The organism is Chromobacterium sp. INPA-IVC, from assembly GCF_059047085.1.
The window spans coordinates 26,561-51,197 of sequence record NZ_JBTNLS010000005.1 but is presented as its reverse complement, the minus strand read 5'-3'; the positions used below and the strand labels follow the sequence as shown (position 1 = coordinate 51,197).

Here is a 24,637-nt window from a genome sequence, read left to right as displayed (position 1 = left end):
TCACAATATATTGATGATTTAATCGATAGACTCCACAATATATGCATCAAAAAGGAGTCTATCGATGAGCGACCTGTTCCGGATGCGCCGCGATTTCATGCGGCGCTTCGACATCCCCTCCCCCTCCCATCCCGAATACCAGCCCGAGCAGCTGGCGATGTGGCAGACCATGCTGGACGAAGAGCTGGACGAGCTCCGGCAGGCGCTGGACGACTACCGCGCGCTGCCCGCGCAATCACCCGAACAACAGCTGCAAAGCCGCGCCGAGCTGACCGCCGAAGCAGTGGACGTGCTCAATGTGGTATGCGGCCTCTTGCTGTCGCAGGGCCTGCCGCTGGAAGCGATGTGCGAAGCGATACACGACGCCAATCTGCGCAAATGCGTGGACGGCCAGGTGCTGCGCCGCGCCGACGGCAAGGTGCTGAAGCCGGAAGGCTGGCAGCCGGCGGACAAGCTGGGCGTGATCCGCGGCGCTTTCGCAGCGGACGCGCAAACACCAGAGCGCGCCATGCCGGCCCATTGCCCCTCTCATTGAAATGGATTAAGACCGGCTTAAGATTGACCGACTAAGCTTGCAACATGTTCGAATCAAAACAACAGGAGCCGACATGTTGCGCAATACTCCCCACAGTTACGGCAAAATCGCCCGCGGCCTGCACTGGCTGTGCGCGCTGGCGGTGATCGCCGCGCTGGTCTTCATCGAGCTGAAAGGCAACTTCCCCAAGGGAGACCCGGTCCGCAACGGCCTGGGCTACGCCCATGTCCAGGCCGGGCTGATCGTCCTGCTGCTGGTGCTGCCCCGGCTGGCCTGGAGGCTGGGCAACCCGCCGCCCAGCATTGAGCCAGCGCCCAGCTCGCTGATGAAGCTGCTGGCCCATGCCGGGCACTGGGCGCTGTACGCGCTGATGCTGGCGCTGCCCATCCTGGGCATCGCCTTCATCCAGGCCAAGGGCGGCGAAGTGGCCCTGTTCGGCCTCGGCCTGCCCTCCTTCATGCCCAACAGCCCGGAACTGGGCAAGAGCCTGAAGGAGCTGCATGAACTGCTGGGCAATGTCTTGCTGTGGCTGAGCATCCTGCACGCCGCCGCCGCCGCGTGGCACCACTTCATCGTCAAGGACGACACCGTCACCCGGCTGACCGGCCCGATGCGCTGAACGCGGCGCGCCTCAGCCGCGGGCCCGGCTGGAACCGCGCTCCACCAGCCGCCCCGCCAGCACCACCTTGCGCAGCGGCCGCTCCGGCCGCTCAAGCCGCTCCAGCAACATTTCCATCGCCGCGCGGCCGATCTCGTCGACCGGCTGCTCGATCACCGTCATGCCGGGATCGGCCAGCTCGGTCCAGCTGTCGTTGTCGAAGCCGGCCAGCGCCAGCCGGCCCGGCACGGCGACGCCGGCTTCCCGCACCGCCTTGACCACGCCCAGCAACAGCAGGCCATTGCTGGCGATCAGCGCCTCCGGCGCGCCCGCCTCCCGCAGCCACTTCGCCGCTTCGGCCTGCGCCGCTTCGGCGCTGGGCGCGACGAAACGCGCCGCCGCAGGCAGTCCCGCCCTTTCCATCGCCTCGGCGAAACCCGCGTGACGCTCGGCTCCGGTGCTGCTGGTATTGCCGAACAAGCCGCCGATGCGGCGATAGCCGCGGCCCAGCAAATGTTCGACCAATTGGGACGCCGCTGTCCGGTTGTCCAGCAGCACCGCGTCGCAGCGGGCGGCCGGGCCCGCGCGGTCTATCATCACCACAGGGAAACCCAGGCCGGCGACATCCAGCGAATCGGCGGTGGCGCGGGTGGCGGCGAAGATCACCCCGCTCACCCGTTCCTCCTGCATCAGCCGGAGGTACATCGCCTCCTTGTCCGGATTCTCGTCGGTGTTGCACAGGATCACCCGCATGCCGGCCTGGTAGGCGACATCCTCCACCGCCCGGCTCACCGAGGTGAAAAAAGGATTGCGGATGTCGGACACGATCAGGCCTATGGTGCGCGAGGTCTGCGAGCGCAGCCGGCGCGCCGACAGGTTGGGCCGGTAGCCGCTCTGGGCGACGGCGGCCTCCACTTTGGCGCGCAGCGCGGCGCTGACCGGGCCGTTGCCCAGCACGCGCGACACGGTGGCCACCGATACGCCGGCCAGCAGCGCGACGTCCTTGATGCTGGTAGTCATGTTATGGAAATCGTTTTCAATTGACGGAAGCGATGTTGCGCCCGCGCATGCCGCGCTGGCAAGCGCGGAATCGCCACATTTTTCTGAATTGAGCCACAAGTTTGATTTTAACCAGTTCTGTCTGATTGACAGCAAAAATGTAATCGTTTTCAATGCCAGTCATATCGAGCCCAAAAACGAGGTATGCCGTGTCCGACGCCCTGCTCACCCCGCAACTGATACGCCTGGGCTGCCAGCCCGCCAGCAAGGAAGCCGCCATCCGCGAGGCCGGCCGCATGCTGGCCGACGCCGGCTGCATCGCGCCCGACTACATAGACAGCCTGCTGCGCCGCGAGGCGGTGGCCAACACCTACCTGGGCAACGGCATCGCCATCCCCCACGGCATGGTGGAAGACCGGGCGATGGTGCTGCGCACCGGCGTCGCCATCCTGCAGATTCCAGCCGGGCTGGAATGGAACCCCGGCCAGCGCACCCACCTGCTGTGCGCGATCGCCGCGCGTTCCGACGACCATCTGGTGATGCTGCGCCAGCTGACCCGGCTGCTGCAGGACGAAGCCCGGCTGCTGCCGCTATTCTCCACCGAGAACAGCGCCGACCTGATCGCCGCGCTGGAGCAAGCGCCGGAAAACCCGCCGCCGGACGCCGAGGCGCGGGACCTGGACACCGGCGAGGAATGGCGGCTCGATTATCCCAACGGCCTGCACGCCCGCCCCGCCGCGCTGTGGGTGGAAGCCGCCCGGCGCAGTCCAGCGCAACTGCAGGTGCGCCATGGCGGCCGCGTCGCCGACGCCAAGAACCTGATCTCTTTGCTGCAGCTGGGCTTGCGCCAGGGCGACCTGATCGCCGTCTCCGCCCGCGGTCCGCAAGCCGAAGACGGCGTGCGCCAGCTGCTGAAGGCGATGCGCGAGGCCAGCCTGGCTGAGCAGACCGCCGCCGCCATCGCCGCCCAGCGCGCCGCTGGCGCGCGCAAAACCGCCGGCTGGCAGCCCACCGGCTCCTTGATCTCCCTGCCCGGCATCGCCGCCAGCCCCGGCGTCGCCATCGGCACCGCGCGCATTCTCGCTAGCCACCAGCTGCACGTGCCGGACCGGCCAGTCAGCCTGGCCGAAGGCGGCGACCGGCTACACGAGGCGCTGGCCGCCACCCGCCAGCAGCTGGCGCAGCTGGCCGACGCCACCCAGACGACGCTGGGCGCCGGCGAAGCCGGCATCTTCCGCGCCCAAGCCGAACTCTTGAACGACACCGACCTGATCACGCTCAGCTGCCAGCTGATGGTGGCCGGCCACGGCGTCGAATGGTCGTGGCACCAGGCGGTGGAGCGGCTGGCGGAGAAAATCTCCGCGCTGGGCAATCCGCTGTTGGCCGCCCGCGCCGCCGACCTGCGCGACGTGGGCCGCCGGGTGCTGTTCCAGCTGGACCCCGCGCTGCAAGGCCATGCGCCGGCCGAGTTCGGCCCCGACACCCTGCTGCTGGCGGCCGATCTCGCGCCGTCGGACACCGCCAGCCTGGACCTCACCCGCGTCAAGGGCCTGGCCACCGCGCATGGCGGCCCCACCGCCCACACCGCCATCCTGGCGCGCACGCTGGGCCTGCCGGCGCTGGTGGCCGCCGGCCCCGCGCTGCTGGATGTGGCCGACGGCAGCCCCGCCATCCTGGACGGCGACGCCGGCCGGCTGTACCTGAACCCCAGCGACGCGGATCTGGCATCCGCCCGCGCCTGGCAGCAGCGCCAGCGGGAAGACCAGCAGAAGCAGCAGACTGAGCGGCAGCAACCGGGCCAGACCGCCGACGGCAAACGCATCGAGATCGCCGCCAACATCAATCGCCCGGACCAGGCCGCCGCCGCGCTGGACGCCGGCGCCGAGGGCGTGGGCCTGATGCGCACCGAATTCCTGTTCCTGGAGCGCGACGCCGCGCCGGACGAGGAAGAGCAGCTGAAAACCTATCTGGCGATGCAGCAGGCGCTGCAAGGCCGGCCGCTGATCGTCCGCGCGCTGGACATCGGCGGCGACAAGCAGGTGCCCTACCTGAACCTGCCGCATGAGGACAATCCCTTCCTCGGCATGCGCGGCGCGCGGCTGTTGCTGTCCCGCCGCGAGCTGCTGGAGCCGCAGCTGCGCGCGCTCTATCGCGCCGCCAAGGCCGGCAAGCCCTTGTCCATCATGTTCCCGATGATCAGCTCGCTGAAGGAGATCACCCGCCTCAAGGGCCTGTGCGAAGGCGTGCGCAAGGAACTGGACGCGCCGCCGGTGCCGATCGGCATCATGGTGGAAGTGCCGGCCGCCGCGCTGCTCGCCGACCAGTTCGCGCCCTATGTCGATTTCTTCTCCATCGGCACCAACGACTTGACCCAATACGCGCTGGCGATGGACCGCCAGCACCCCGAGCTGGCGGCCGAGGCCGACAGCCTGCATCCCGCCGTGCTGCGGCTGATCCGCCAGACCGTGCAGGGCGCGGCTGCCCACAAACGCTGGGTGGGCGTGTGCGGCGGCATCGCCGGCGACCCGCAGGGCGCGGCCGTGCTGGCCGGCCTGGGCGTGGACGAGTTGTCGATGAGCCCGCACGATATCGCCGCGGTGAAGGCGATGCTGCGCCGCCACAACCTCGCCAGGCTGCGCGACCTGGCCGAGCAGGCGCTGGCCTGCGACAGCGCCGAGGAAGTGCGGCAGCTGCTGGAGGCCCTGGCATGAGCGGCGCCATCCACACCGTCACGCCCAACCCGGCGCTGGACCAGACCGTGACGTTGGACGCGCTGCGGACGGGTTCGGTCAATCTGGCCCGCGCCGCCCACGTCAATGCCGGCGGCAAGGGCGTCAACGTCGCCTCCTGCCTGGCAGACTGGGGCTTGCCGGTCCACGTCCACGGCCTGCTCGGCCGCGACAACAGCGGCCCGTTCGAGCAACTGTTCGCCGCCAAGCGCATCGATGACCGCATGCAGCGGGTGGCCGGCGCCTGCCGCGTCAACATCAAGCTGGCCGATCTGGAAACCGGCGACACCACCGACATCAACCTCCCCGGCCCGGAAACCGGCGAAGCCGAGCTGGAAGCGCTGGCCTCCGGCCTCGCCCATGTCGGCGCCGGCGATCAGGCCGTGCTGGCCGGCAGCCTGCCGCCCGGCCTGCCGCGCGACGCGCTGGCGCGGCTGTGCGCGCGGCTGAAGCGGCAAGGCGCCTGGGTGCTGGTGGACAGCAGCGGCTCGCCGCTGGCCGCCGCGCTGGCCAACCCGCCGGAAGCGCTGCCCGACTGCGTGAAGCCCAACCGCGAGGAACTGGCGCAATGGGCCGGCCACCCGCTGCCAGCCCTGGACGACGTGGTCCGCTGCGCGCGTGGCCTGCAGCGGATGGGCGTCGGCCGGGTGGTGGTGTCGCTGGGCGAACAAGGCGCGCTGCTGGTGGACGCCGACGCGGCGCTGCTGGCCAGTCTGCCGCCGCAGCGGCCGCTGAGCACCGTGGGCGCCGGCGACGCGCTGGTGGCCGGCCTGGCCGCCGCCCGGCGCCAGGGCCTGGACGCGGCCGACAGCCTGAGGCTGGCGGTGGCTTTCGCCGCCGCCAAGCTGCAGCGCGTCGGTCCCCACCTGCCGCCGGAACAACAGATACGAGAGCTGGCCGCCGCTGTCAGCCTGCAAACCCTGGACGCGGCCTGAGCCGCGCCCGCTTAGCAACAGGGGAAACACATGAGCATCGTCGCCATCATCCGCGCAGGAGAGCGCAGCACCCAGGCCAGGCTGGCCGCCGAAGCGCTGCGCCAGGCCGCCCAGCGGCAGAGCAAGCGGATAGACATCGAGATCGACGGCCAGCCGGCGCTGGACGCGGATCGCCTGCAGGCCGCCAGCCAGATCCTGCTGGTGGACTGTCCCGACGACAGCCGCGCCGGACAGCGGCCCGCGCGCCGCGCCACGCTGGACGCGGTATTGGCCGATCCGGCCGCGCAGCTGGAAGGCGCGGCGGCGGACGAACGCGCGCTGCGCATCGTCGCCATCACCGGCTGCCCCACCGGCATCGCCCACACCTTCATGGCGGCCGAGGGCCTGGTCCAGGGCGCCAAGGCGCTGGGCCACGCGATCCGGGTGGAAACCCAGGGCTCGGTCGGCGCGCAGGACGCGCTGACCGACGCCGAAGTCGCCGCCGCCGATCTGGTGGTGATCGCCGCCGACACCCAGGTGCAACTGGACCGTTTCGCCGGTAAGCGGCTGTTCAAGAGCGGCACCAAGGCCGCCATCGGCGACGGCAAGGCGTTGATCCGCCGCGCCATCGAAGAAGCGCGGCCATGGGAAGGCGCAGGCTCGGCCAAGGCCTCAAGCCAGGAAAAAGCCAAGGACGGCCCCTATCGCCACCTGATGACCGGCGTGTCCTTCATGCTGCCCTTCGTCACCGCCGGCGGCATCCTGATCGCGCTGGCCTTCGCGCTGGGCGGCATCTACGCCTTCGACGACGCGCACAAGGGCACGCTAGCGTGGTCGCTGTTCCAGATCGGCGCCAAGTCCGCCTTCGCGCTGATGGTGCCGATACTGGCCGGCTACATCGCCTATTCCGTCGCCGACCGCCCCGGCATCGCCCCCGGCATGGTGGGCGGCATGCTGGCCGCCAGCTTGGGATCGGGCTTTCTCGGCGGCATCGTCGCCGGTTTCATCGCCGGCTACGGCACGCGGGAGCTGAACCGCCGGATCAAGCTGGGCCAGCATCTGGACGGCCTTAAGCCGGTGCTGATCCTGCCGGTGCTGGGCTCGCTGCTGACCGGCCTCTTGATGATCTACGTGGTGGGCCAGCCGGTGGCCGCCGTGCTGTCGGCGCTGACCGAGGCGCTGAAGGGCATGCAGGGCAGCAGCGCGCTGGCCCTGGGCGCGCTCTTGGGCGCGATGATGGCCTTCGACATGGGCGGCCCGGTCAACAAGGCGGCCTACGCCTTCGCCACCGGCCTGATCGCCAGCCAGGTGTACACGCCGATGGCCGCGGTGATGGCGGCCGGCATGACGCCGCCGCTAGGGCTGGCGCTGGCCACCCGATTGTTCCGCGACCGCTTCACCGCCGACGAGCACGAAGCCGGCAAGGCCGCCGCGGTGCTGGGCCTGGCCTTCATCAGCGAAGGCGCCATCCCCTTCGCCGCGCGCGACCCCTTCCGGGTGATCCCGGCCTTGATGGCAGGCTCGGCGCTGGCCGGCGCCATCTCCATGACCATGGGCGTGCAGCTGAAGGTGCCGCACGGCGGCGTGTTCGTGCTGCCCATCCCCAACGCGGTGGAACACCTGCTCAGCTACCTGGCGGCGCTGGCCGCCGGCACCCTGGTCACGGCATTGGCGCTGGGCCTGTTGAAGAAGAGAATCGTCCAGGCCTGACCCCGCCGCCGCGCGGCCCCATCCCATCCTCCCAGGCCCGGTTCAACCGGGCCTGTTCGTTTCCCTGCCTCGATTCGTCATTCCTGCAGCATAAAAATTAACTATATTTACAATTTGTTATAATGGAACGCCAGACAGCACGCAGAGGCTGCTGGTTTATTCCAACAACAACACAGGAAAAGCCATGTCCATTACCCGACGAGACTTCCTCAACGGTTTTGCGCTGACGGTGGCTGCCGGGCTCACTCCGCTGGAAATCCTCCGTGCCGCACCCCGACAGATCAGCGCCAGCTACTACCCGCCTTCGCTCACCGGGCTGCGCGGCAACCATGACGGCTCCTTCGAAAACGCCCACAAGCTGGGCCGCGCCCACCACGCGTTCAACCTGGGCGGCGCCAAGGTGGAAGAACATTACGACCTGGTGGTGGTCGGCGGCGGCATCAGCGGCCTCGCGGCCGCGCATTACTACCGCAAGAAGCATCCGCAAGCCAAAGTGCTGATCCTGGACAACCACGACGACTTCGGCGGCCACGCCAAGCGCAACGAGTTCAAGGTCGGCGATCGCCTGATGCTGGGCTACGGCGGCACCGAATCGCTGCAGTCGCCCAAGCACGTGTTCAGCAAGGAAGCGCTGGCGCTGATGAAGGAACTGACCATCGACATCGATGGCCTGGCCAGCCACTTCCACCGCAATTTCTATCCCGACCTCAAGCTGTCGCGCGGCGTGTTCTTCAACAAGGAAGACTTCGGCGTCGACAAGACCGTAGGCGGCGACCCCTATTTGCAGGTGGCGGACGACATCGATCCCAAGCGCCTGAACGCGCGCCCGATCCGCGACTTCATCAACGACTTCCCGATGTCGAAGAAGGACCGCGACGCGCTGATCGCCCTGCACACCAGCACCCGCGACTACCTGGGCGACATGCCCAAGAACAAGCGCGAGGCTTATCTCGCCAAGATCAGCTACAGCACCTACCTGTCCCGCCACGTCGGTTTGAGCGCCACCGCCATCCGCTTCTTCCAGTCGCGCAGCAACGACTTCCAGGCGGTGGGCATCGACGGCTTGCCGGCGCTGGACGCGCGCAACCTGGACCTGCCGGGCTTCCACGGCGTGGCCGGCCTGGGCAAGATCAGCGCCGAGGCGGAAGCCGAGTTGCGCGACCCGTACATCTACCACTTCCCGGACGGCAACGCGTCCATCGCCCGCCTCCTGGTGCGCAAGATGATCCCGCAAGTGGCGCCGGGCAAGGACATGAACGACATCGTGCTGGCCCGCTTCGACTACAGCAAGCTCGACCTGCCGGAAAATCCGGTGCGGCTGCGGCTGAACAGCACCGTGGTGCGCGTGGAAAACGCCAAGGGCCCGGTGGACGTCGGCTATCTGGACAAGGGCGGCAGGCTGCACCGCGTGCAGGGCCGCCACGTGGTGATGGCCTGTTACAACATGATGATCCCGCACATCATGCCGGAGCTGGAAAACGACCAGAAACAGGCGCTGGCGATGAACGTCAAGGCCCCGCTGGTCTACACCAAGGTGGTGCTGAAGAACTGGGACAGCTTCATGAAGCTGGGCGTGCACGAGCTGTACTGCCCGTCGATGCCGTACAGCCGCATCAAGATGGATTATCCGGTGGACATCGGCGGCTACCAGCATCCGCGCAAGCCGTCGGAGCCGATGTGCCTGCACATGGTCTACGTGCCCACCATCGCCGGCTCCAATCTGGACCCGCGCACCCAGTGGAAGATGGGCCGCGCCAAGCTGCTGGCTATGCCGTTCTCCGAGCACGAGAACATGATCCGCAGCCAGCTGCAGCGCATCCTCGGCCCCGTCGGCTTCGACCACAACCGCGACATCGCGGCCATCACCGTCAACCGCTGGTCGCACGGCTATTCCTACTTCCTCAACTCGATGTACGACGACGAAGAAGAGTCCAAGCGCATCATCGCCACCGCCCGCCGCCCGGCCGGCAAGGTGGCGATCGCCAACTCCGACTCCGACTGGAACCCGTACACCCACGCCGCCATCGACCAGGCATGGCGCGCCGTCAACGAGCTGAGCTAACAGGAACACCGTGATGAAACTGATGAAAACCCTGAGTCTCGCGGCCCTGCTGGCCTGTGCGGCAAGCGCCGCGCTGGCGCATGTCGACACCGACGGCGTGCGCCGCGGCGCCTACCTCGCCCGCGTGTCGGACTGCATCGCCTGCCACAGCGCGCCCGGCGGCAAGGAAAACGCCGGCGGGCTGCCGATGGACACCCCGGTGGGCAAGATCTACTCCACCAACATCACGCCGGACAAGGAAACCGGCATCGGCGACTACAGCTACGAGGACTTCGCCCGCGCGCTGCGCCGCGGCGTGGCCAAGGAAGGCCATTCGCTGTATCCGGCCATGCCCTACACCTCGTTCGCCCGCATCAACGACGACGACATGCGCGACCTGTACGCCTACTTCATGCATGGCGTAGCGCCGGTGAAGCAGGCCAACCGCGACAGCGACATTCCCTGGCCGCTGTCGATGCGCTGGCCGCTGACGCTGTGGCGCTGGATGTTCCACGACGACGGCCGCTACCAGCCTGACGCCGGCAAGAACGCCGAGTGGAACCGCGGCGCCTACCTGGTGCAGGGCATGGCCCACTGCGGCACCTGCCACACCCCGCGCGGCGTCGCCTTCCAGGAAGTGGCGCTGAACGAGAAGAAGCCCGGCTACCTGACCGGCGCGCAGCTGGCCGGCTGGTACGCCGGCAACCTGACCGGCAACGCGCGCGAAGGCCTGGGCGGCTGGTCGGCCGACGATCTGGTGCAATACCTGCAAACCGGCCGCAACCGCTACACCGCGGCCTTCGGCCCGATGGCGGAAGTGGTACACTACAGCAGCCAGCACATCAACACCGCCGACCTGTCGGCGATCGCCGTCTACCTGAAGAGCCTGCCGGGCGCGGGCGCGGCAGACGCCGCCCCGGTGCGCACCGGCGCCACGCTGTTCTTCGAGAACTGCGCCACCTGCCACCAGGCCAACGGCCAGGGGCATGACAAGGTGGTGCCGGCGCTGGCCGGCAGCTCGGCGGTGATGGCGCGCGACGCCACCTCGCTGATCCGCGTGGTGCTGGAAGGCGGCGTCAACGCCCGCACCCGCCACCTGGCCTGGGAATACAGCATGCCGGGCTACGCCCAGCAGATGAACGACCAGGAAGTGGCCGACGTGCTCACCTATATGCGCCAGAGCTGGGGCAATGCCGCCAGTCCGGTGGCAGCCGGCGACGTGGCCAAGGTGCGCGGCATCGTGGCCGACGGCGCGCATCAGAAGTAACGCCCCCAAGCGCCAACGACAACGCCGCCGCATTGTGAAATGCGGCGGCGTTTTATTTTGAGCTCGCTACGGGATCAGGGCGCAGTCAGCGTGAACACATCGCCGCACTTCACCGTATTGCCTCGGCCGTAAACGTTGAGGGCGATCTGTCGCCCGGACTGCACCGCGCTGACGATGTCGCCGGTAGTGAAGCAGTAGTACCAGCCGCCGCTGCGGTCGTTGATCACGCCCCAGGAATAGGCGGAGCGGCCGGCAATCTGATCAATGCCCGCCTTGGTCAGATCCACTTCATAGGGGTGTCCCGCCAACGGACCGCTCACCCAGTTGACCGCCAAACCGGTGGAGAAGCCGCCGACGGACGGACGGCAGCTGAGCGCGCTTTGCTGGCGCCCATCCACCAACGCGGAGGTGGTGACCGAGCACAGGGCGCCGCTGCTGCCGACGTAGTTGCCGGCGACGAACTGCAAGCCCTGCGGGCTGGCCGACGGCTTGACGGTCTGCGCCGGCTTGCCGATCGCGCCGTTCTTGTCCACCGGCAGAGTCAGGGTGACGTCCGAATAATGGGTCTTGCCCGCCGCGTCCAGGCTGGGCACCCGGTACAGATTGACGGTATTGCCATTGGCGATCACGCCGGCGCTTTCCAGATTGACCGCCGGCACGACGGCGGCCTGCGCCGCCGCGGCGAAACCGCAGGATGCGGCCAGCAACAAGATTTTTTCCATCACGCGCTCCATCGCTAAATTGCCCGCCAGCCGCGGCAGACACTCCACGGCAACCGGCGGGCAAAATGCGAATACTATCAGCGCAATGAATTTGCCAAAAGCATATTCAAAACAAATATAGTCATTACTGTCATTTTATTTGACGCAGCGCATCAAAAACGAACCGGGTACGCGGCATCGCCAAACGGCGCCGCCCGGAACGCGTGCAGATCCTCCGCCCGCTCGGACAGGGCGGCCAACGCCGGGTAGTCCCCGGCCGGCACGCAGTCCGGAATCATCCGCCTGCAGAAGTGCCAGGCGACGGCGGTGGTCAGCGCAGCCTGGTCGATAGCCTCGCCGCCAAGATCTGGTGGACTGGATGCGAACTCTCGCTCCAGCTCGCCGAAAGCGGACAACAGCTGGCCGCTGATCCGCTCCAGCCAGGGCTGGTAGCGCGCGTCTTCCGGGCGCAGCTTGCGCTCGTAGACGATCTGCACGCTCTTCTCGCACGCCGCCAGCGCCAGTCCGGTCACCCGCAGGCTGCGCAGCAAACGTTGCGGATCGGACGGCAGCAGGCTGCGCCCCGGCGCGATCGACTCCGCGTACTGCAGGATCAAAGTGGAATCCATCAGCGCCGTGCCGTCGTCGCAGATCAGCGTGGGAGCCTTGACCACCGGATTGATCTGCCGGAAATGGTCGAATGCGCTGAACACCGACAAGGGCTGGTGCTCGAATGGAAGGCCCAGCAGTTGCAGGGAAATCGCGACGCGGCGAACATAGGGGGAATCCAGCATGCCGATCAGCTTCATGGCGCTTCTCCATCATGGGAAAAATCAGTTGACGGCGGCCACAACCAGTGCGCCAACGGCTCGCCGTCATCGTCCAGCGCCACCTCGCCGCGGACGAAACCCAGTTTGTCCGCCACCCGCGACGACGCGGCATTATCCGGATTGATCCGCGCCAGCACCCGGCGCGCGCCGCCGCGGATGACAGCCTTCTCCAGCAGCAACCGCACGGCGGCGGCGGCAATGCCGCGCCTGCGCCGCGACGGGGCCACCGAGTAGCCGATCTCCACCAGCCCCAGACAGGGCGCTCCCTTGAAACCGCAAGCGCCGACAATCGCTCCGCGCTCATCGACCATCGCGTAAGGCAGGCTCCAGCGCTCGGCCACGCCTGCCGCCAGCAAGCGCAATGCCCGGCTTGCTACTTCCGGCGGCGGCAAGGCGCCCTCCTCGCAGCGGCGGCCCAGGCTTGCCGGCAGCCTGCCGGCGGCCAGATCGGCCAAGGCCTCGGCCGAAAAGGCCTCCAGCCGGATAAGGGGAAGGCGATCAGACGAAACGGACATCGGGGATCCAGTTGCGGGCGCGCCGCGCCAGCCTCTCCGCTTCGCTCTCGCCATCGAACGACACGTCGGCGGCATCGCCCAGCGGCAGGCCAGGCGTCTCAAAGGCATTGACGCTGACCACGGCGCGCAAGCGGCCGCCGATCTCGCTGGTGACCAGCGGCGCGACGCCGCAATCGGAACAGATGTGGAAGTCGGCGGTGCCAGTGCCGAAACGGTAATGCGATACCCGCTGCGGATCGCGCAGCGTCACCTCCAGCCTGCCGGCGGGAGAGGCGGTCCAGATGCCGCCATGCTTGCGGCAGAAGCCGCAGCCGCAACGGCGAGCGGGGATCGCCGAGCCGTCGGGCCAGTCTAGTTCGAAGGAAATATTGCCGCAATGACAGGCGCCATGGATTTTCATGCTTTCCCCTTATTGGATACGGCAAACGGACATCCCGCCAAGCCTCTTGCGACATTCTCCGCCGATAAAAAAACAGCCCGCGCGCCGCGAGCCGTCTTCTTTCTGGCGCGAGCATCAGCAAGGAATGTGCACGCTGCCCGACCCCGCGTAGATGCTTTTGCAGGATTTGCCCGATCCCGTGCCCTTGACCGTGAAATGCCTGTCATTGGGCTGGTGGCACCCCTTGACCACAGTCAGCTTGCAGGCGCTCTTTTCTATCATCTGCTTCAAGTCGTCACTGTAACCCGACAGGTACGTCTCCGCGCCCTGCCGGGTATAGGCCTGGACATTGCTGTTGGCTGGCGCGTCCCAGCCGTTCTCGAAGACGATGCCAGCCTGCGAAGCTGCGGAGGCCAGCGCCAAAACGCAGCTGAAGATCAGTCGAACTTTCATTTTCACTCTCCTTGGGTTGACGCCGACAAGAACGCTCGCCCTCGGAAATCGTGAAATCGTCTCAGGCTTTCCTCTGCCTCAACACCCGCCGCACGTCGCGCGCGGCCTTCAGCGGCGTGGCGGAAAGATTGGTGGCGGCGAAATGCCCGGCCTGCCGCGACGCTTTGGACAAGGCGGCGCCGGAAGCGCAGCCCACCTCAAGCGCCTGGCGCACCGCCGCGATCGGCGCCGCGCCGTCATCGGGCAGCTGTCGCGCGATGCTGCGTCCCATCTCGGTCCACAGCTTTTCGGCAGCCTGCATCAATCCGCGCTGGATGTCTGCCTGGGCCTGCCATATCGAGGCGCCCGCTAGCAATCCTCCATCGATCCGCCGCTCCATCTCCCCTTCCGACAAGGCGAAGCTCGGCGTGATCGACGACAGCCAACAGCTGCACGCCTCCTGCTGCGCGTCCAGCCAGCGGCGCTGCCCCTGTTCCACCGCGCCGCAATACGTTTCCATCGCTCCGACTATCCCGCTGGCCATGCGGCCTCCTCATTCGACGGCGCTCGCGCGCCCGGACTCACGTTTGCGGACAGGGAAGCTCCCAGACCGCCAGCAACTCGCGCAACAAGGTTTCCAGCACCGGATCGCCGGTCCGGTCCGCCGGATAGACAAACTGCAGCTCGGCGCTCTTGCGCAGATCAGGCACCAGCCGGATACGCCCGGCGGCCTCCCAGGCCAGCGCGTCTTCCTCGCGCACCAGAGCCGCGCCCACGCCTGCGGCCACCAGCTCCAGTATTACAGACAAGTGATCGCTCTCCGCCACCTTTTTAGGCGAGATATTGAGTTCCCGCCACAACTCAGCGGTGATCTTGGACAAGCTGGAAAACTGCGAGATGCCGACCCAGGGCAGCTTGCCAAGCTCCTTCAGCCGCCCTTCCGCCGCCTGCCCCGCCCAGGCCGGCGGCAAGGCGACGCGGAAATTCAGCATCCGCAAAGGCACGGTGCTGACGTTCATATAGGGGTTCTTGCCCAGATAGAAACCGGCGTCCAGCTCCTTCTTGCGCACCAGGTTCAGCACATCCACCGAGACGCCATGGGTGAGCTTCACCTCCAGCAGCGGGTGGGCGTCCGCCAGCGCCGCCACCCATGGCCCCAGCTTCAGGATGTCCGGCATCAGCGTCACGCCGATGCGCGCCTGCCCCGACAGCTGGCCCTTCAGCTGCTTGGCGTGGTTGATGATGTCGCGCGCGGCGGCCAGCACGCCCTGCGCCTGCGGCAGCAACTCCTGGCCGGCCCGGGTCAGGCTGACGCCGCCGGCGCTGCGCTCGAACAACTGCATGCCCACTTCTTCCTCCAGGGCCTTGATCTGCGCGGTCACCGCCGGCTGCGACAGATGCAGCAGCTCGGCAGCCTGCGTCAGGTGGCCTTGCTGCGCCACGGTGACGAAGGTGCGCAACTGGTAGATTTCCATGTTCTCCCCTGCGATGCCGGCCGCAGGCGTCCGCGGCCGAATATGCCAAATGGCGACTAGGCTAACATGACCGACGCCGCCAAAACAAAGCCGCCGGCGGCAAAACTTGCGCGCAGGCGGCTGGCGTCATATCGGCTCGCAAAGCGGCGACGGCTCAGTCGTCGTCGTCCTGCGCCCAGCCTGGCGCGCGTTTGGCCAGGAAGGCGGCCACGCCTTCCAGTTGTTCCGAACCGCCCACCAGGCCCAGCGTCGCCGCGCGCTCGCGCTTCAGATGCTCGTCCAGATTGAGATTGGGACTGTCTTCGATCAGCTTGCGCGCGGCGGCCACCGCGAGCGGGCCCTGCCCCGCCACCTTGTTGGCCAGGCTGACCGCGACGATCTTGGCGAAGCCCTGATCCACCACCTCTTCGATCAGGCCTATCTTCAGCGCCTGCTCGGCCGACACCACCTCGCCGCCCAGAATGATGCGCTTGGCCCAGGACACGCCCACCTTGTCGGCCAGCGTCTTGGTGCCGCCTGCGGCGGGAATCAGGCCGACCTTGGCTTCCGGCAGGCCCAGCTTGGAGCCGCGCTCGGCGATGATGTAGTCGCACACCAGCGCGCACTCCAGGCCGCCGCCCAGCGCGAATCCGTTCACGGCCGCCACCGTGACGCCGCGGTAGGCGCGTATCGCTTGCAGCGCGTTGGCGAAAGCCTGCAGCACCACATCCGCCGCGGCCTTGTCGCCGGCGGCGAACTGCTTCAAATCTGCTCCGGCGGAAAAAAACGCGTCGCCGGCGCCGGTAATCACCACCGAACGCACGTCATCATCCGCATTCAGCGCCTGCAGCGTCGCCGTCAGCTCGTTCAGGCCATCGGTCGTCAGCAGATTGGCAGGCAGGTTGGAAAGCGTGATGATGGCCGATTTGCCCAGCCGTTCAAGTGTCAGATACCTGGCCATATTGTGTTCCTCATGTATCCCCATTCCTTTTCATTGCAGCCCAGGCCGGATCGATCCGCCTTACGCGGCAGTCGCTCCCATATCCCAGCCTGGCTCCGGGCTTGGACCGCGTCCGCCTTATAGACAGCGCCGTCCTTCTTGTCTCGCCCAAACCGCCATTTTCTTTGCAAACTGTACTTTTGGCCAGTAGGCGAAACAATTATCTTCAACCTTTTTTGTAGAATGACTGTTTCAACAATGCCAAAAAGAATCGAACAAACCGCCGCAAACCCCGTCGTCAAGCCAAATCGGCAGGTTCAAGCCGCTCTGTCATGCCCTCTGTTACCATAGAGCTTTCCTGAAGTGCTTGCGGCATGATTGAGACAAATTTCTGGATCTTGTTCCTCGCCGGCCTGCTGGGCGGCGGGCATTGCGTCGGCATGTGCGGCGGAATCGTCGCCGCGCTCACCCTGCATCAGCCGCCCGGCTACGCCCGCTGGCGGGTGCTGGCCGGCTACAATCTGGGACGCGTCGCCAGCTACGCGCTGATCGGCGCCTTGCTGGGCGGACTGGCCGCTGGCGGGCTCAGCCTGGCCTCCACCCATGCCTGGCAGCTGGGTCTGGCGGCGCTGGCCGATCTGATGCTGATCGCGATGGGCCTCTATCTGGCAGGATTCGCCCAAGCCGTGGTAACGCTGGAAAAGCTGGGACAACCAGTCTGGCGGCGGGTTCAGCCGCTGGTGGGCCGACTGCTGCCGGTGCGGTCGGCCGGCGGCGCGGTCGCGGTCGGCGCGGCATGGGGCTGGCTGCCCTGCGGCCTGGTGTACAGCGCGTCGATCTCGGCGCTGGCCAGCGGCTCGGCCTGGAACGGCGCCGGCATGATGCTGGCCTTCGGCCTGGGCACCTTGCCCAATCTATTGCTGATGGGCGTGTTCGCCGACGGCCTGCGCCGCTGGATGCAAAAACGCCCAGTGCGGCTGGCGGCCGGACTGGGCGTGGCGGGAATCGGCGCCTGGAAGCTGGCTCAGCTTGTCAGCGGAATGATTTGACGATGGTGTCGACGTTGTAGCGCATCAGCTGCAGATAGCTGGCCGCCGGGCCGCTCGGGCCGGACAGCGCGTCGGCGTACAGCTTGCCGCCTATCCGCACCTTGGCTTCGGCCGACAGCTGCTTCAGCAGCCTGGCGTCGCTCATATTCTCCATGAAGATCGCCTTCACGCCCTCTTTCCTCACTTGCCGCGTCAGTTGCGCGACGCCCTTGGCCGAGGCCTCGGACTCGGTGCTGACGCCCTGGATCGCCAGCACCTTCAGCTGGTAGCGCTCGCCCAGGTAGCCGAAGGCGTCGTGCGAGGTCAGCATCTTGCGCTTGGCCGCCGGCACCGCGGCGAACTGCTGCTTGGCCCAGTCGTCCACCGCTTTCACCTTGGCGGCGTAATCGGCGGCGCGGCGCTGGTACTCGGCCTTGCCGGCCGGATCGGCCTGGATCAGCCCCGCGCTGATGTTCTTGATATAGGTCTGCACCCGCGCCGGGTCGTGCCAGGCGTGCGGATCGACGTCGCCATGGTCATGGCCGTGGTCCTCGTCGGCATGCTCCTCTTCCGGCGCCTGGCGGGTCTTGATGCCCTTGGAGGCCACCACGATCGCGCCGCGGAAATTGGCCGCTTTGTCGAGGCGGGTCATCCAGCCCTCCAGCCCCAGGCCATTGGTCACCAGCACCTTGGCGGCGGATACCTTCTTGATGTCGGCCGGCGACGGCTGGAACACGTGCGCGTCCTGGTCCGGTCCCACCAGCGACACCACTTCCACTCGGTCGCCGCCGATCTCGCGGGTCATGTCGGCGATAATGCTGAAACTGGCCACTACCGGCACCTTGGCCAAGGCCAGCGCCGGCATGCCCAGCAGCAGCAAGGCGGCTAAAGTCTTCTTCATGCGTGTTTCCTCACTCTTACGATTCAAGGTGGCGCGCGCGGATATAGCGCGGCAAAGCCCCGCCCACCGGCGCGAACAACAGGGACAACAGATAGACCAGGCCGGCCAGCAGGATGATGGCGGGGCCAGACGGCAATTCGAAGTGGTAGGACAGCAGAAGGCCGCCCAGGCCGCTGAAGAAGGCGATGCCCACCGCCAGCGCCAGCATGGCCTCGATGCGCTCGGTCCACAGCCTCGAGGTGATCGCCGGCAGCATCATCAGGCCGACCGCCATCAGCGTGCCCAGCGACTGGAAGCCGGCCACCAGATTCAGCACCACCAGCATCAGGAACAGCAGATGCCACCAGGCGCCGCGCGCGCCCACCGCGCGCAGATAGACCGGGTCCAGGCTCTCCAGCAGCAGCGGCCGGTAGATGACGGCCAAGGTCAGCAGCGTCACCGTGGCCACGCCGGACACTAGGTACAGCGCGGCGTCGTCCACCGCCAGCACCGAGCCGAACAGGATGTGCATCAAATCGACATTGCTGCCGCCCTTGGACACCAACAGCACGCCCAGCGACAGCGACAGCAGGTAGAAGGCCGCGAAGCTGGCGTCCTCCTTGATGCTGGTGAAACGGGTGGCAAGACCCGCCAGCAGGGCCACCAGCACGCCGGCGACAAATCCGCCCAAGCTCATCGCCGGCAGGCTGAGGCCGGCGAACATGAAGCCGATGGCGGCGCCCGGCAGCACCGCATGGCTCATCGCGTCGCCCATCAGGCTCATCCGCCGCATCACCAGGAACAGGCCGATCGGGCCCGAGCCCAGCGCCAAGGCCAGGCAGCCGGCCAGCGCGCGGCGCATGAAGGCGAATTCAACAAAGGGCGACACCAGAAGATCGTACAAATGTTGCATCAGGCGCTTACTCCATCCAGGCCGCAAACCGGCGCCTGGGACTGCCAATGGGCGGCGGTGTCCACCGCGCGCCGCAGATTGTCATCGTTCAATACCGAGGCGGTGTCGCCCCAGGCGATCACCTCGCGCGCCATCAGCAGCGTGTGCGGAAAGTGCTCTCTCACCTGCATCGCGTCGTGCAGCACCGCGATCACGGTGCGCTTCTCGCCGCGCCACTGCGCCACCAGGCCCAGCAGGTCTTCGGTGGTCTTGGCGTCCACCGCGTTGAAGGGCTCGTCCAGCAGGATCAGCCTGGCGTTCTGCACCAGGATGCGGGCGAACAGCACGCGCTGGAACTGGCCGCTGGACAACGCGGCGATCGGCCTCAGCGCGAAGTCGGCCAGCCCTACCTGCTCCAGCGCCTCGATCGCGCGGGCCATGCCGTCGCGCCCCACTCGGCCGAAGGGGCCGCTCTGGTGCCACAGGCCGGTGCCGACCAATTCCAGCACGCTGACCGGCATGCTGCGGTCGATCTCCGCCTGCTGCGGCAGGTAGGCGATGTCGCTGCGGCGGTGGCCGTTCAGATCCACATGGCCGGAATCCGGTGTCAGCGCGCCTATCATCGCCTTCAGCAAGGTGCTTTTCCCGGCGCCGTTGGGCCCGAAAATCGCGGTGGCGTCGCCGTCGGCGAAGCGGCCGCTGATGTGGTGCACCGCCGGATGGCGCTGGTAGGACACCGTCAGATTGTTCAGGATGATGCTCATGCCAGCTCCCTCAGCGCCCACCACACCAGCAGCCACAGGCCAGCCAGCGGCAGCAGCGTCAGCGCGACGCGCTGGCCGGCCGACATGGCCAGCAGGCTCAGCGGCGGTCGCAGATTGGAGGCGGTCACATGCCGGTGCGGCTCGTGCGCGTGGCCGTGCCCATGCTCGTGCGAATGTTGTCCGCTCATTCCAGGCACTCCTTCAGCCAGGCTTCCACCGCGGCGGCGTCGAATTCGGGCGCGATCAGCTCGAAGCGGCTGTCGCGGCGCCAGGACACTTGAGCGGCGCCCCACTGCCCGGCCGCCCAGTTCAGCCACACCCAGCTGTCCAGCACGCGGAACACGCCCTTGGCGCGCACCAGGCCCGGCACTTTGGCGGGCAGGTCGTCGAACAGCCGCGTCAGCCGCTCGCCGTCGAAATTCAGCTCCGGCTCGAAGGTCCAGCCGGCCGATTGCCACGCGCTCGTGTTGTCAGGCAGCACCGCCGGACGGTAGCGCGGCTTGGCCGCCAGCTCGGCGTCCAGCCAGGCGACGTCCAGTTGGCCGTCACGCACCTCGCCGACCAGCGACTTTGGCGGAAACAGCGCCGCCGCCTGCGCGCGGAAGGCTTCCATGGTCGGAATGTCGGCGGTGTCTATCTTGTTGGCCACCAGCACGTCTGCGATCGAAATCTGGTCGCGATACAGCGGCTGGCGGTGGTAATCGGGCTGAATGAACTGGCGCGGGTCCACCAGCGTCAGCACCGCGGCCACTTCCAGCGCTTCGCCCAAGGGCTTGGCGCGCAATTCGTCGATGACGCCGGCGGCGTGGGCCAGGCCGCTGGCTTCGATCAGCAGGCGGTCCGGCTTCTCGCGGCGCAGCAAGGTCGCCACGGTGGCGGTCATCTGCGGGCCGGCGACGCAGCACAGGCAACCGCCGGCGATCTCGGCCACCGCCAGCTCGTCGTTGAGCAAGGCGGCGCCGTCTATGCCGACTTCGCCGAATTCGTTGACGATCACCGCCCACTTCTCGTGCTGCGGGCGGTTGGCGATCAGGTGACGCAGCGCGGTGGTCTTGCCTACGCCCAGAAAGCCGGTAAACAGATTGACTTTGGTCTTGTTCATGATTTCTTCAGATTCAGGCGGCACAGGACTGGCAGCGTCCGGCCAGCACCAGGTTTTGCGGGCTGAGCGCGAAGCCGGCGGCCTGCGCCATCTCGCGCAACCGGGCCAGGCCGCTGGCGGCGTCCACTTCGTTGACGCGGCCGCATTGTTCGCACACCAGGATCAGGCTCTCGTGCTGGCAATCGAAATGCTCGCAGACGATGAAGCCGTTCAGCGCGTCCACCTTGTGCAACAGGCCATGCTCCACCAGGAAGTCCAGCGCGCGGTAGACGGTGGGCGGCGCGGCCGAGCCGCGCTGCTGCTGCAAGTCGGCCAGCACCTGGTAGGCCTTGACCACGCCGCTGCGGTTCAGCACCAGTTCCAGCACCTGGCGGCGCAGATCAGTGAGCTTGCTGCCGCGCGCGGCGCAATGGCGCTCGGCGGCGGCGAGATAGACGGTGGGGTCCATATGTATAGGCATCGGCTAAATAGTGAATGAATGTTACTGTATAACATCACAACCATTCAACCATTTACATAATGCGGGTTTTGACGGTCCGCCCGCTGTGATAGGCTGCGGGCGTCTTTTCATGCCAAAAAAAGGAAGCTTTCGATGAAAAAGATGTTAATGGCGTCGCTGGCGCTGCTGATCGCCGGCCAGGCGTTCGCCGCCGATCCGGCCAGCCAGCGCAAGGAGGCGTTCAAGCAGTACAAGCCGGTGGTCGGCGAGATGGGCAAGATGGTGAAAGGCGAAACTCCTTACAACAAGGACGAATTCGCCAAGCAGGCCGCCAAGCTGGAACAGCTGTCGCAGCAACCCTGGCAATACTTCCCGGCCGGCAGCGGCGCGGGCAAGACCGACGCCAAGCCGGAAATCTGGAGCAAGCCCGCCGATTGGCAGAAAGCCATCGACAACCACAAGGCCGCCACCGCCAAGCTGAAGCAAGTGGCGCTGACCGGCGACCTGGCCGCGATCAAGGCCCAGTTCGGCGCCACCCAGCAGACCTGTAAGGCCTGCCACAAGGATTTCCGCAAGGATTGATCCTTTTGGGCCGCCCACCCGGCCCCATTTCCCGCCGTCATCGATATAATCGGCTTAGAGCCTGTTTACGATCTTTTGTGGCATCGGTCATTTTCTGCAGCCGCGCTGCCAGACTAGGCCTTGGAATCACCAAGGCCTACGCCCTCCGCCTTGCATCTGGCCTGTTGGCTGGGCTGTGATGCTCGCAGAAAGATCGTAAACAGGCTCTTACGGCGCGCCGCGCCGGCATTCGACAAGCATAGCCATCCATTCGAGACGCCATGAACAAGACATTGACCGCGCTGCTGCTGGCAGCGATCGCCATTCCCGCCGCCCACGCCGACACGCCGGCCGAGATCCGCAGCCAGGCCTTCAAGAAGATGCTGCTGCAATCTTTCGAGCCGATGGGCATGGCGGTGCGCGAGCGCGCGCCCTACGACAAGGCGAAGTTCGAGCAGCAGGCGGAGGCGATGAAGACGCTGGCCGCGGAACCGTTCAAGCACTTCCCGGCGAACAGCGTCACCGGCAAGAGCCGCGCCAAACCGGAAATCTGGAGCCAGCCGGCCAAGTTCCAGGCCGACCGCGACGTTTTCCTGAAATCGGTGGACAACCTCGCCACCGTCGCCAAAGCCGGCGACCTGGCCGCCATCAAGAAGGCTTACGGCCAGGTGGCGCAGAACTGCAAGACCTGTCACGACGCCTTTCGCGGCCCGGAAAAATAAGCGCGCCGCGCGACGGGAATCAAAAAGCCGGCTACATGCCGGCTTTGTCGTTTGGATCGTTTTTGAGTCTGTTCAAGGTTTTGGAGCGGGACAACCGCGCGCAACACACCTTGCCCGCGGCCGCTCCGCCAACATCAATCCCACGCCGGCAAAGTCAATATGACGCACAAGCCGCCCGTCTCTTCCGCGCGCAGCGCCAGCCGTCCGCCAAAACGTTCGATGATGGCCGCCACAATCGCCAGCCCCAGGCCGCTGCCGCCATCCGCCGACTGGCGCGCGCGCCAGAACCGCTGCGTGGCCCGGGCCATGCACTCGGCGGATAGGCCCGGGCCTTGATCGGCCACTTCAAAATTCAGGAAAGCACCTTCCCTCCAGACGCTCAGCCGCACCAGCGAGCCTGGCGGCGAATAACGCAAGGCATTGTCCAGCAAATTACGCAGCGCCGTCACCGCCAGCGCCTGCGGCAGCGCCAACTGAGCCTGCGGCAAAGGTCCGATGGCGATGCGTTCAGGTTGGCGCGGCGCGGCGTCGCGCGCCGCCAGATCCACCACCTCGTTCGCCAAGGCCACGCCGCCGTCCTCCCAGTCAAACTCGCCCTCCACCCGCGCCAGGGTAAGCAGCTGGCCGAGCGTGTTCTGCAATCGGTCCGCGCCCTCTTCCGCGCGCTCCAAGGCAGTCTGCGCGTCATGCCCCTGGGTGATGCGCGCCACTTGCAAATGGGTTTTGATCGCCGTCAGCGGCGTGCGCAGTTCATGCGCCGCATCGCTGGTCAAACGCCTTTCACGCGAAAGCGCCAAAGCCATTTTCCCCAGCAAGTCGTTCAGGCTGGCGACCAAGGGCTGCAAATCGCCAGGCAAATTACGGGAGTCGACCGGCTCCAAGGCATCCGGAGCGCGGCGCGACAGCGCTTGGCGCAGGCGCTCCAGCGGCAGCAGCCCATGGCGCACGCCAAACCACAAGGCGATCAAGCTGCCGGCCAGCGCGGCGATGAAGGGCACGGCCGCGGCCCAGCGCACCGCGGCCAACAACGCGTCGCGCTCAGTCAGCCTGTCGGCGGTAGTCACCGACAAGCCATTGGCCTCCACCGTGTAACTGCGCCAATGCACGCCGCCAATCTGCTGATCGGCGTAGCCCAGCGGCAAACGGGACGCCTTCACCTCGGGCGCGCCGGGCGTGCGCAGCAAAACCTCGCCGCGCACCGAAACGATCTGGCAGGCGATGCCGGCGTGGATGCCGGCAAAGCTTGGCAACACCCCCGCGCGCGGCGACGGCAGCTGCGCCATCAAACCGGCCACCATCTGCGCCGACATCGCCAGCCGCTGATCCAGCGTGCGGCGCAGCTGGCGATCCAGATCATGCAAGGTCCAGGCCGCCACCCCGCACCACAACAGGCTGAGCGACACGCCGATCAAAAGCAGCAAACGCAGGCGCAAGCTCATGCTCCGGCCCGCCCGTAGCGATACCCTAAGCCGCGCACCGTCTCCACGATCTCCGGCCCCAGCTTGCGCCGCAAATGGTGGATGTGGACGTTGAGCGCATTGCTTTCGATTTCCTCGCTGTAGTCATACAGCCGGTCTTTGAGCTGCTCCGGGCTCAGGATGCGGTCGCGCGCCTGCATCAGCGCCGCCAGCAGCGCCAGCTCGCGCCGCGCCAACGGTACCGCCTGGCCATCAAGCCAAGCCTCTCCTCGAAGCGGGTCCAGCCGCAAGGGGCCGTCTTCCATCACATCCACGCTGCGGCCGCCGGCGCGGCGCTGCAAGGCGTGCAAGCGCGCCACCAGCTCGTCCAGGTCAAACGGCTTGAGCAGATAATCATCCGCGCCGGCGCGCAGCCCGGCCACCCGGTCCGCCACGCCGTCGCGGGCGCTGAGCACCAAAATGGGCAAGGCGATGCCTTTGGCGCGCAACCGCGCCAGCAAACGCATGCCGTCTTCGTCCGGCAGGCCCAGATCCAAAATCATGGCGTCGGCGTCCAGCGTGGCCAGCGCCGCCTCCGCCTGCGCCGCCGTGCCCACGCCATCCACCACCAGGCCATGGGCGCGCAAACCCGCGGCGATGCCCAGCGCGATCAGTTCATTGTCTTCCACCAGCAATACCCGCATGTCGCCCTCCTTGCCGCCAAGCTTGCACTCGGCGGATTATCCCACGGTTAACGCTGCCTTAATCCCGCGCCAGCAGGCTTCCCGGCATCCCAACCATGAGGAGA

Annotated in this window: 28 protein-coding genes; 10 read left to right on the top strand and 18 right to left on the bottom strand. The window is 66.9% G+C overall.

The annotated features are described in order from the left end of the window. Window positions 1–64: 64 nt before the first annotated feature. A complete protein-coding gene (locus tag ACX17K_RS09930) occupies window positions 65–535 on the top strand; it encodes a pyrophosphohydrolase domain-containing protein (protein WP_493774661.1) in 471 nt (156 codons plus the stop codon). 73 nt (window positions 536–608) lie between these two features. Next, window positions 609–1,154, top strand: a complete 546-nt coding sequence (locus ACX17K_RS09925; protein WP_231154919.1) for a cytochrome b — start codon at window positions 609–611, stop codon at window positions 1,152–1,154. 12 nt (window positions 1,155–1,166) lie between these two features. Here ACX17K_RS09925 and ACX17K_RS09920 read toward each other — a convergent pair whose 3' ends face one another. Continuing rightward, window positions 1,167–2,153, bottom strand: coding sequence for a LacI family DNA-binding transcriptional regulator (locus ACX17K_RS09920; RefSeq protein WP_493774660.1), 987 nt, complete (start codon window positions 2,151–2,153; stop codon window positions 1,167–1,169). Window positions 2,154–2,169: 16 nt separating this feature from the next. Next, window positions 2,170–2,316 carry a hypothetical protein gene (locus ACX17K_RS09915; protein ID WP_493774659.1) on the bottom strand — a complete coding sequence of 49 codons (147 nt, stop codon included), beginning with the start codon at window positions 2,314–2,316 and terminating at the stop codon, window positions 2,170–2,172. A gap of 25 nt (window positions 2,317–2,341) precedes the next feature. On the opposite strand from ACX17K_RS09915, the gene ptsP reads away from it, so the two are divergent. The 5 genes from ptsP (at window position 2,342) to ACX17K_RS09890 (ending at window position 10,793) form a co-directional block, all read left to right on the top strand. Next, a complete protein-coding gene (gene ptsP, locus ACX17K_RS09910) occupies window positions 2,342–4,843 on the top strand; it encodes a phosphoenolpyruvate--protein phosphotransferase (RefSeq protein WP_493774658.1) in 2,502 nt (833 codons plus the stop codon). Next, the gene (gene pfkB, locus ACX17K_RS09905; RefSeq protein ID WP_493774657.1) at window positions 4,840–5,796 is read left to right on the top strand and encodes a 1-phosphofructokinase; all 957 of its coding nucleotides are present in this window, start codon (window positions 4,840–4,842) and stop codon (window positions 5,794–5,796) included. The genes ptsP and pfkB overlap by 4 nt, the downstream gene beginning before the upstream one ends. 30 nt (window positions 5,797–5,826) lie before the next feature. Then, on the top strand, window positions 5,827–7,485 hold the full coding sequence (locus ACX17K_RS09900; protein ID WP_493774656.1) for a PTS fructose transporter subunit IIC: 1,659 nt from the start codon (window positions 5,827–5,829) through the stop codon (window positions 7,483–7,485). 184 nt (window positions 7,486–7,669) lie between these two features. Next, window positions 7,670–9,547, top strand: a complete 1,878-nt coding sequence (locus tag ACX17K_RS09895; RefSeq protein WP_493774655.1) for an NAD(P)-binding protein — start codon at window positions 7,670–7,672, stop codon at window positions 9,545–9,547. Window positions 9,548–9,560: 13 nt separating this feature from the next. Further along, complete coding sequence (locus ACX17K_RS09890) at window positions 9,561–10,793, top strand: c-type cytochrome (RefSeq protein ID WP_493774654.1); 1,233 nt, start codon at window positions 9,561–9,563, stop codon at window positions 10,791–10,793. Window positions 10,794–10,867: 74 nt separating this feature from the next. On the opposite strand, the gene ACX17K_RS09885 is transcribed toward ACX17K_RS09890, so the two are convergent. The 8 genes from ACX17K_RS09885 to ACX17K_RS09850 form a co-directional block, all read right to left on the bottom strand. Further along, complete coding sequence (locus ACX17K_RS09885; RefSeq protein WP_493774653.1) at window positions 10,868–11,515, bottom strand: hypothetical protein; 648 nt, start codon at window positions 11,513–11,515, stop codon at window positions 10,868–10,870. Window positions 11,516–11,667: 152 nt separating this feature from the next. Then, a complete protein-coding gene (locus ACX17K_RS09880) occupies window positions 11,668–12,303 on the bottom strand; it encodes a glutathione S-transferase family protein (RefSeq protein ID WP_493774652.1) in 636 nt (211 codons plus the stop codon). Then, window positions 12,300–12,839 carry a GNAT family N-acetyltransferase gene (locus tag ACX17K_RS09875; RefSeq protein ID WP_493774651.1) on the bottom strand — a complete coding sequence of 180 codons (540 nt, stop codon included), beginning with the start codon at window positions 12,837–12,839 and terminating at the stop codon, window positions 12,300–12,302. The genes ACX17K_RS09880 and ACX17K_RS09875 overlap by 4 nt, the downstream gene beginning before the upstream one ends. Further along, complete coding sequence (locus tag ACX17K_RS09870) at window positions 12,823–13,239, bottom strand: GFA family protein (protein ID WP_493774650.1); 417 nt, start codon at window positions 13,237–13,239, stop codon at window positions 12,823–12,825. The genes ACX17K_RS09875 and ACX17K_RS09870 overlap by 17 nt, the downstream gene beginning before the upstream one ends. A gap of 114 nt (window positions 13,240–13,353) precedes the next feature. Beyond that, window positions 13,354–13,671, bottom strand: coding sequence for a hypothetical protein (locus ACX17K_RS09865; protein WP_493774649.1), 318 nt, complete (start codon window positions 13,669–13,671; stop codon window positions 13,354–13,356). A gap of 61 nt (window positions 13,672–13,732) precedes the next feature. Then, window positions 13,733–14,194 (bottom strand): hypothetical protein, encoded by a 462-nt coding sequence (locus ACX17K_RS09860; RefSeq protein ID WP_493774648.1) that lies wholly within the window; start codon window positions 14,192–14,194, stop codon window positions 13,733–13,735. 37 nt (window positions 14,195–14,231) lie between these two features. Further along, window positions 14,232–15,125: a LysR family transcriptional regulator gene (locus ACX17K_RS09855; protein WP_493774647.1), complete on the bottom strand. Its 894-nt coding sequence runs from the start codon at window positions 15,123–15,125 to the stop codon at window positions 14,232–14,234. A gap of 154 nt (window positions 15,126–15,279) precedes the next feature. Next, window positions 15,280–16,065, bottom strand: coding sequence for an enoyl-CoA hydratase (locus ACX17K_RS09850; RefSeq protein WP_493774646.1), 786 nt, complete (start codon window positions 16,063–16,065; stop codon window positions 15,280–15,282). Window positions 16,066–16,418: 353 nt separating this feature from the next. Between ACX17K_RS09850 and ACX17K_RS09845 the strand changes: the two genes are divergently transcribed. Further along, window positions 16,419–17,093 (top strand): sulfite exporter TauE/SafE family protein, encoded by a 675-nt coding sequence (locus ACX17K_RS09845; RefSeq protein ID WP_493774645.1) that lies wholly within the window; start codon window positions 16,419–16,421, stop codon window positions 17,091–17,093. Here the strand turns inward: ACX17K_RS09845 and ACX17K_RS09840 are convergent. The 6 genes from ACX17K_RS09840 to ACX17K_RS09815 are packed head-to-tail and all read right to left on the bottom strand — an operon-like array spanning window position 17,077 to window position 21,158. Beyond that, window positions 17,077–17,973, bottom strand: coding sequence for a metal ABC transporter substrate-binding protein (locus ACX17K_RS09840; protein WP_493774644.1), 897 nt, complete (start codon window positions 17,971–17,973; stop codon window positions 17,077–17,079). The two genes, ACX17K_RS09845 and ACX17K_RS09840, sit on opposite strands and share 17 nt — an antisense overlap. A gap of 16 nt (window positions 17,974–17,989) precedes the next feature. After that, complete coding sequence (locus ACX17K_RS09835) at window positions 17,990–18,865, bottom strand: metal ABC transporter permease (RefSeq protein ID WP_021475714.1); 876 nt, start codon at window positions 18,863–18,865, stop codon at window positions 17,990–17,992. Further along, window positions 18,865–19,608: a metal ABC transporter ATP-binding protein gene (locus tag ACX17K_RS09830; RefSeq protein ID WP_493774643.1), complete on the bottom strand. Its 744-nt coding sequence runs from the start codon at window positions 19,606–19,608 to the stop codon at window positions 18,865–18,867. The genes ACX17K_RS09835 and ACX17K_RS09830 overlap by 1 nt, the downstream gene beginning before the upstream one ends. Continuing rightward, complete coding sequence (locus tag ACX17K_RS09825) at window positions 19,605–19,796, bottom strand: hypothetical protein (protein WP_114072719.1); 192 nt, start codon at window positions 19,794–19,796, stop codon at window positions 19,605–19,607. Before ACX17K_RS09825 ends, ACX17K_RS09830 begins: the two co-directional genes overlap by 4 nt. Next, the gene (locus ACX17K_RS09820) at window positions 19,793–20,710 is read right to left on the bottom strand and encodes a CobW family GTP-binding protein (protein ID WP_493774642.1); all 918 of its coding nucleotides are present in this window, start codon (window positions 20,708–20,710) and stop codon (window positions 19,793–19,795) included. Before ACX17K_RS09820 ends, ACX17K_RS09825 begins: the two co-directional genes overlap by 4 nt. Window positions 20,711–20,723: 13 nt before the next feature. Beyond that, window positions 20,724–21,158, bottom strand: coding sequence for a Fur family transcriptional regulator (locus tag ACX17K_RS09815; protein WP_021475718.1), 435 nt, complete (start codon window positions 21,156–21,158; stop codon window positions 20,724–20,726). 144 nt (window positions 21,159–21,302) lie between these two features. On the opposite strand from ACX17K_RS09815, the gene ACX17K_RS09810 reads away from it, so the two are divergent. Both ACX17K_RS09810 and ACX17K_RS09805 read left to right on the top strand, forming a co-directional pair. After that, entirely contained in the window at window positions 21,303–21,731 is a 429-nt protein-coding gene (locus tag ACX17K_RS09810) for a c-type cytochrome (protein WP_343479306.1), read from the top strand. A gap of 260 nt (window positions 21,732–21,991) precedes the next feature. After that, window positions 21,992–22,432 carry a c-type cytochrome gene (locus tag ACX17K_RS09805; protein WP_493774641.1) on the top strand — a complete coding sequence of 147 codons (441 nt, stop codon included), beginning with the start codon at window positions 21,992–21,994 and terminating at the stop codon, window positions 22,430–22,432. Window positions 22,433–22,566: 134 nt separating this feature from the next. Here the strand turns inward: ACX17K_RS09805 and ACX17K_RS09800 are convergent, their stop codons facing one another. Together ACX17K_RS09800 and ACX17K_RS09795 are read right to left on the bottom strand one after the other, a co-directional pair. Then, window positions 22,567–23,871 carry an ATP-binding protein gene (locus ACX17K_RS09800; protein ID WP_493774640.1) on the bottom strand — a complete coding sequence of 435 codons (1,305 nt, stop codon included), beginning with the start codon at window positions 23,869–23,871 and terminating at the stop codon, window positions 22,567–22,569. After that, entirely contained in the window at window positions 23,868–24,533 is a 666-nt protein-coding gene (locus tag ACX17K_RS09795) for a response regulator (protein ID WP_343479309.1), read from the bottom strand. The genes ACX17K_RS09800 and ACX17K_RS09795 overlap by 4 nt, the downstream gene beginning before the upstream one ends. Window positions 24,534–24,637: the final 104 nt, after the last annotated feature.

Coding starts and splice junctions, on each gene's coding strand:
- ACX17K_RS09835 (WP_021475714.1), bottom strand. CDS start 18,865: ATGCAACATTTGTACGATCTTCTGGTGTCGCCCTTTGTTGAATTCGCC.
- ACX17K_RS09860 (WP_493774648.1), bottom strand. CDS start 14,194: ATGGCCAGCGGGATAGTCGGAGCGATGGAAACGTATTGCGGCGCGGTG.
- ACX17K_RS09850 (WP_493774646.1), bottom strand. CDS start 16,065: ATGGCCAGGTATCTGACACTTGAACGGCTGGGCAAATCGGCCATCATC.
- ACX17K_RS09845 (WP_493774645.1), top strand. CDS start 16,419: ATGATTGAGACAAATTTCTGGATCTTGTTCCTCGCCGGCCTGCTGGGC.
- ACX17K_RS09870 (WP_493774650.1), bottom strand. CDS start 13,239: ATGAAAATCCATGGCGCCTGTCATTGCGGCAATATTTCCTTCGAACTA.
- ACX17K_RS09795 (WP_343479309.1), bottom strand. CDS start 24,533: ATGCGGGTATTGCTGGTGGAAGACAATGAACTGATCGCGCTGGGCATC.
- ACX17K_RS09925 (WP_231154919.1), top strand. CDS start 609: ATGTTGCGCAATACTCCCCACAGTTACGGCAAAATCGCCCGCGGCCTG.
- ACX17K_RS09825 (WP_114072719.1), bottom strand. CDS start 19,796: ATGAGCGGACAACATTCGCACGAGCATGGGCACGGCCACGCGCACGAG.
- ACX17K_RS09915 (WP_493774659.1), bottom strand. CDS start 2,316: ATGACTGGCATTGAAAACGATTACATTTTTGCTGTCAATCAGACAGAA.
- ACX17K_RS09810 (WP_343479306.1), top strand. CDS start 21,303: ATGAAAAAGATGTTAATGGCGTCGCTGGCGCTGCTGATCGCCGGCCAG.
- ACX17K_RS09875 (WP_493774651.1), bottom strand. CDS start 12,839: ATGTCCGTTTCGTCTGATCGCCTTCCCCTTATCCGGCTGGAGGCCTTT.
- ACX17K_RS09800 (WP_493774640.1), bottom strand. CDS start 23,871: ATGAGCTTGCGCCTGCGTTTGCTGCTTTTGATCGGCGTGTCGCTCAGC.
- ACX17K_RS09895 (WP_493774655.1), top strand. CDS start 7,670: ATGTCCATTACCCGACGAGACTTCCTCAACGGTTTTGCGCTGACGGTG.
- ACX17K_RS09820 (WP_493774642.1), bottom strand. CDS start 20,710: ATGAACAAGACCAAAGTCAATCTGTTTACCGGCTTTCTGGGCGTAGGC.
- ACX17K_RS09855 (WP_493774647.1), bottom strand. CDS start 15,125: ATGGAAATCTACCAGTTGCGCACCTTCGTCACCGTGGCGCAGCAAGGC.
- ACX17K_RS09865 (WP_493774649.1), bottom strand. CDS start 13,671: ATGAAAGTTCGACTGATCTTCAGCTGCGTTTTGGCGCTGGCCTCCGCA.
- pfkB (WP_493774657.1), top strand. CDS start 4,840: ATGAGCGGCGCCATCCACACCGTCACGCCCAACCCGGCGCTGGACCAG.
- ACX17K_RS09830 (WP_493774643.1), bottom strand. CDS start 19,608: ATGAGCATCATCCTGAACAATCTGACGGTGTCCTACCAGCGCCATCCG.
- ACX17K_RS09840 (WP_493774644.1), bottom strand. CDS start 17,973: ATGAAGAAGACTTTAGCCGCCTTGCTGCTGCTGGGCATGCCGGCGCTG.
- ACX17K_RS09805 (WP_493774641.1), top strand. CDS start 21,992: ATGAACAAGACATTGACCGCGCTGCTGCTGGCAGCGATCGCCATTCCC.
- ACX17K_RS09930 (WP_493774661.1), top strand. CDS start 65: ATGAGCGACCTGTTCCGGATGCGCCGCGATTTCATGCGGCGCTTCGAC.
- ACX17K_RS09885 (WP_493774653.1), bottom strand. CDS start 11,515: ATGGAAAAAATCTTGTTGCTGGCCGCATCCTGCGGTTTCGCCGCGGCG.
- ACX17K_RS09815 (WP_021475718.1), bottom strand. CDS start 21,158: ATGGACCCCACCGTCTATCTCGCCGCCGCCGAGCGCCATTGCGCCGCG.
- ACX17K_RS09880 (WP_493774652.1), bottom strand. CDS start 12,303: ATGAAGCTGATCGGCATGCTGGATTCCCCCTATGTTCGCCGCGTCGCG.
- ACX17K_RS09890 (WP_493774654.1), top strand. CDS start 9,561: ATGAAACTGATGAAAACCCTGAGTCTCGCGGCCCTGCTGGCCTGTGCG.
- ACX17K_RS09920 (WP_493774660.1), bottom strand. CDS start 2,153: ATGACTACCAGCATCAAGGACGTCGCGCTGCTGGCCGGCGTATCGGTG.
- ACX17K_RS09900 (WP_493774656.1), top strand. CDS start 5,827: ATGAGCATCGTCGCCATCATCCGCGCAGGAGAGCGCAGCACCCAGGCC.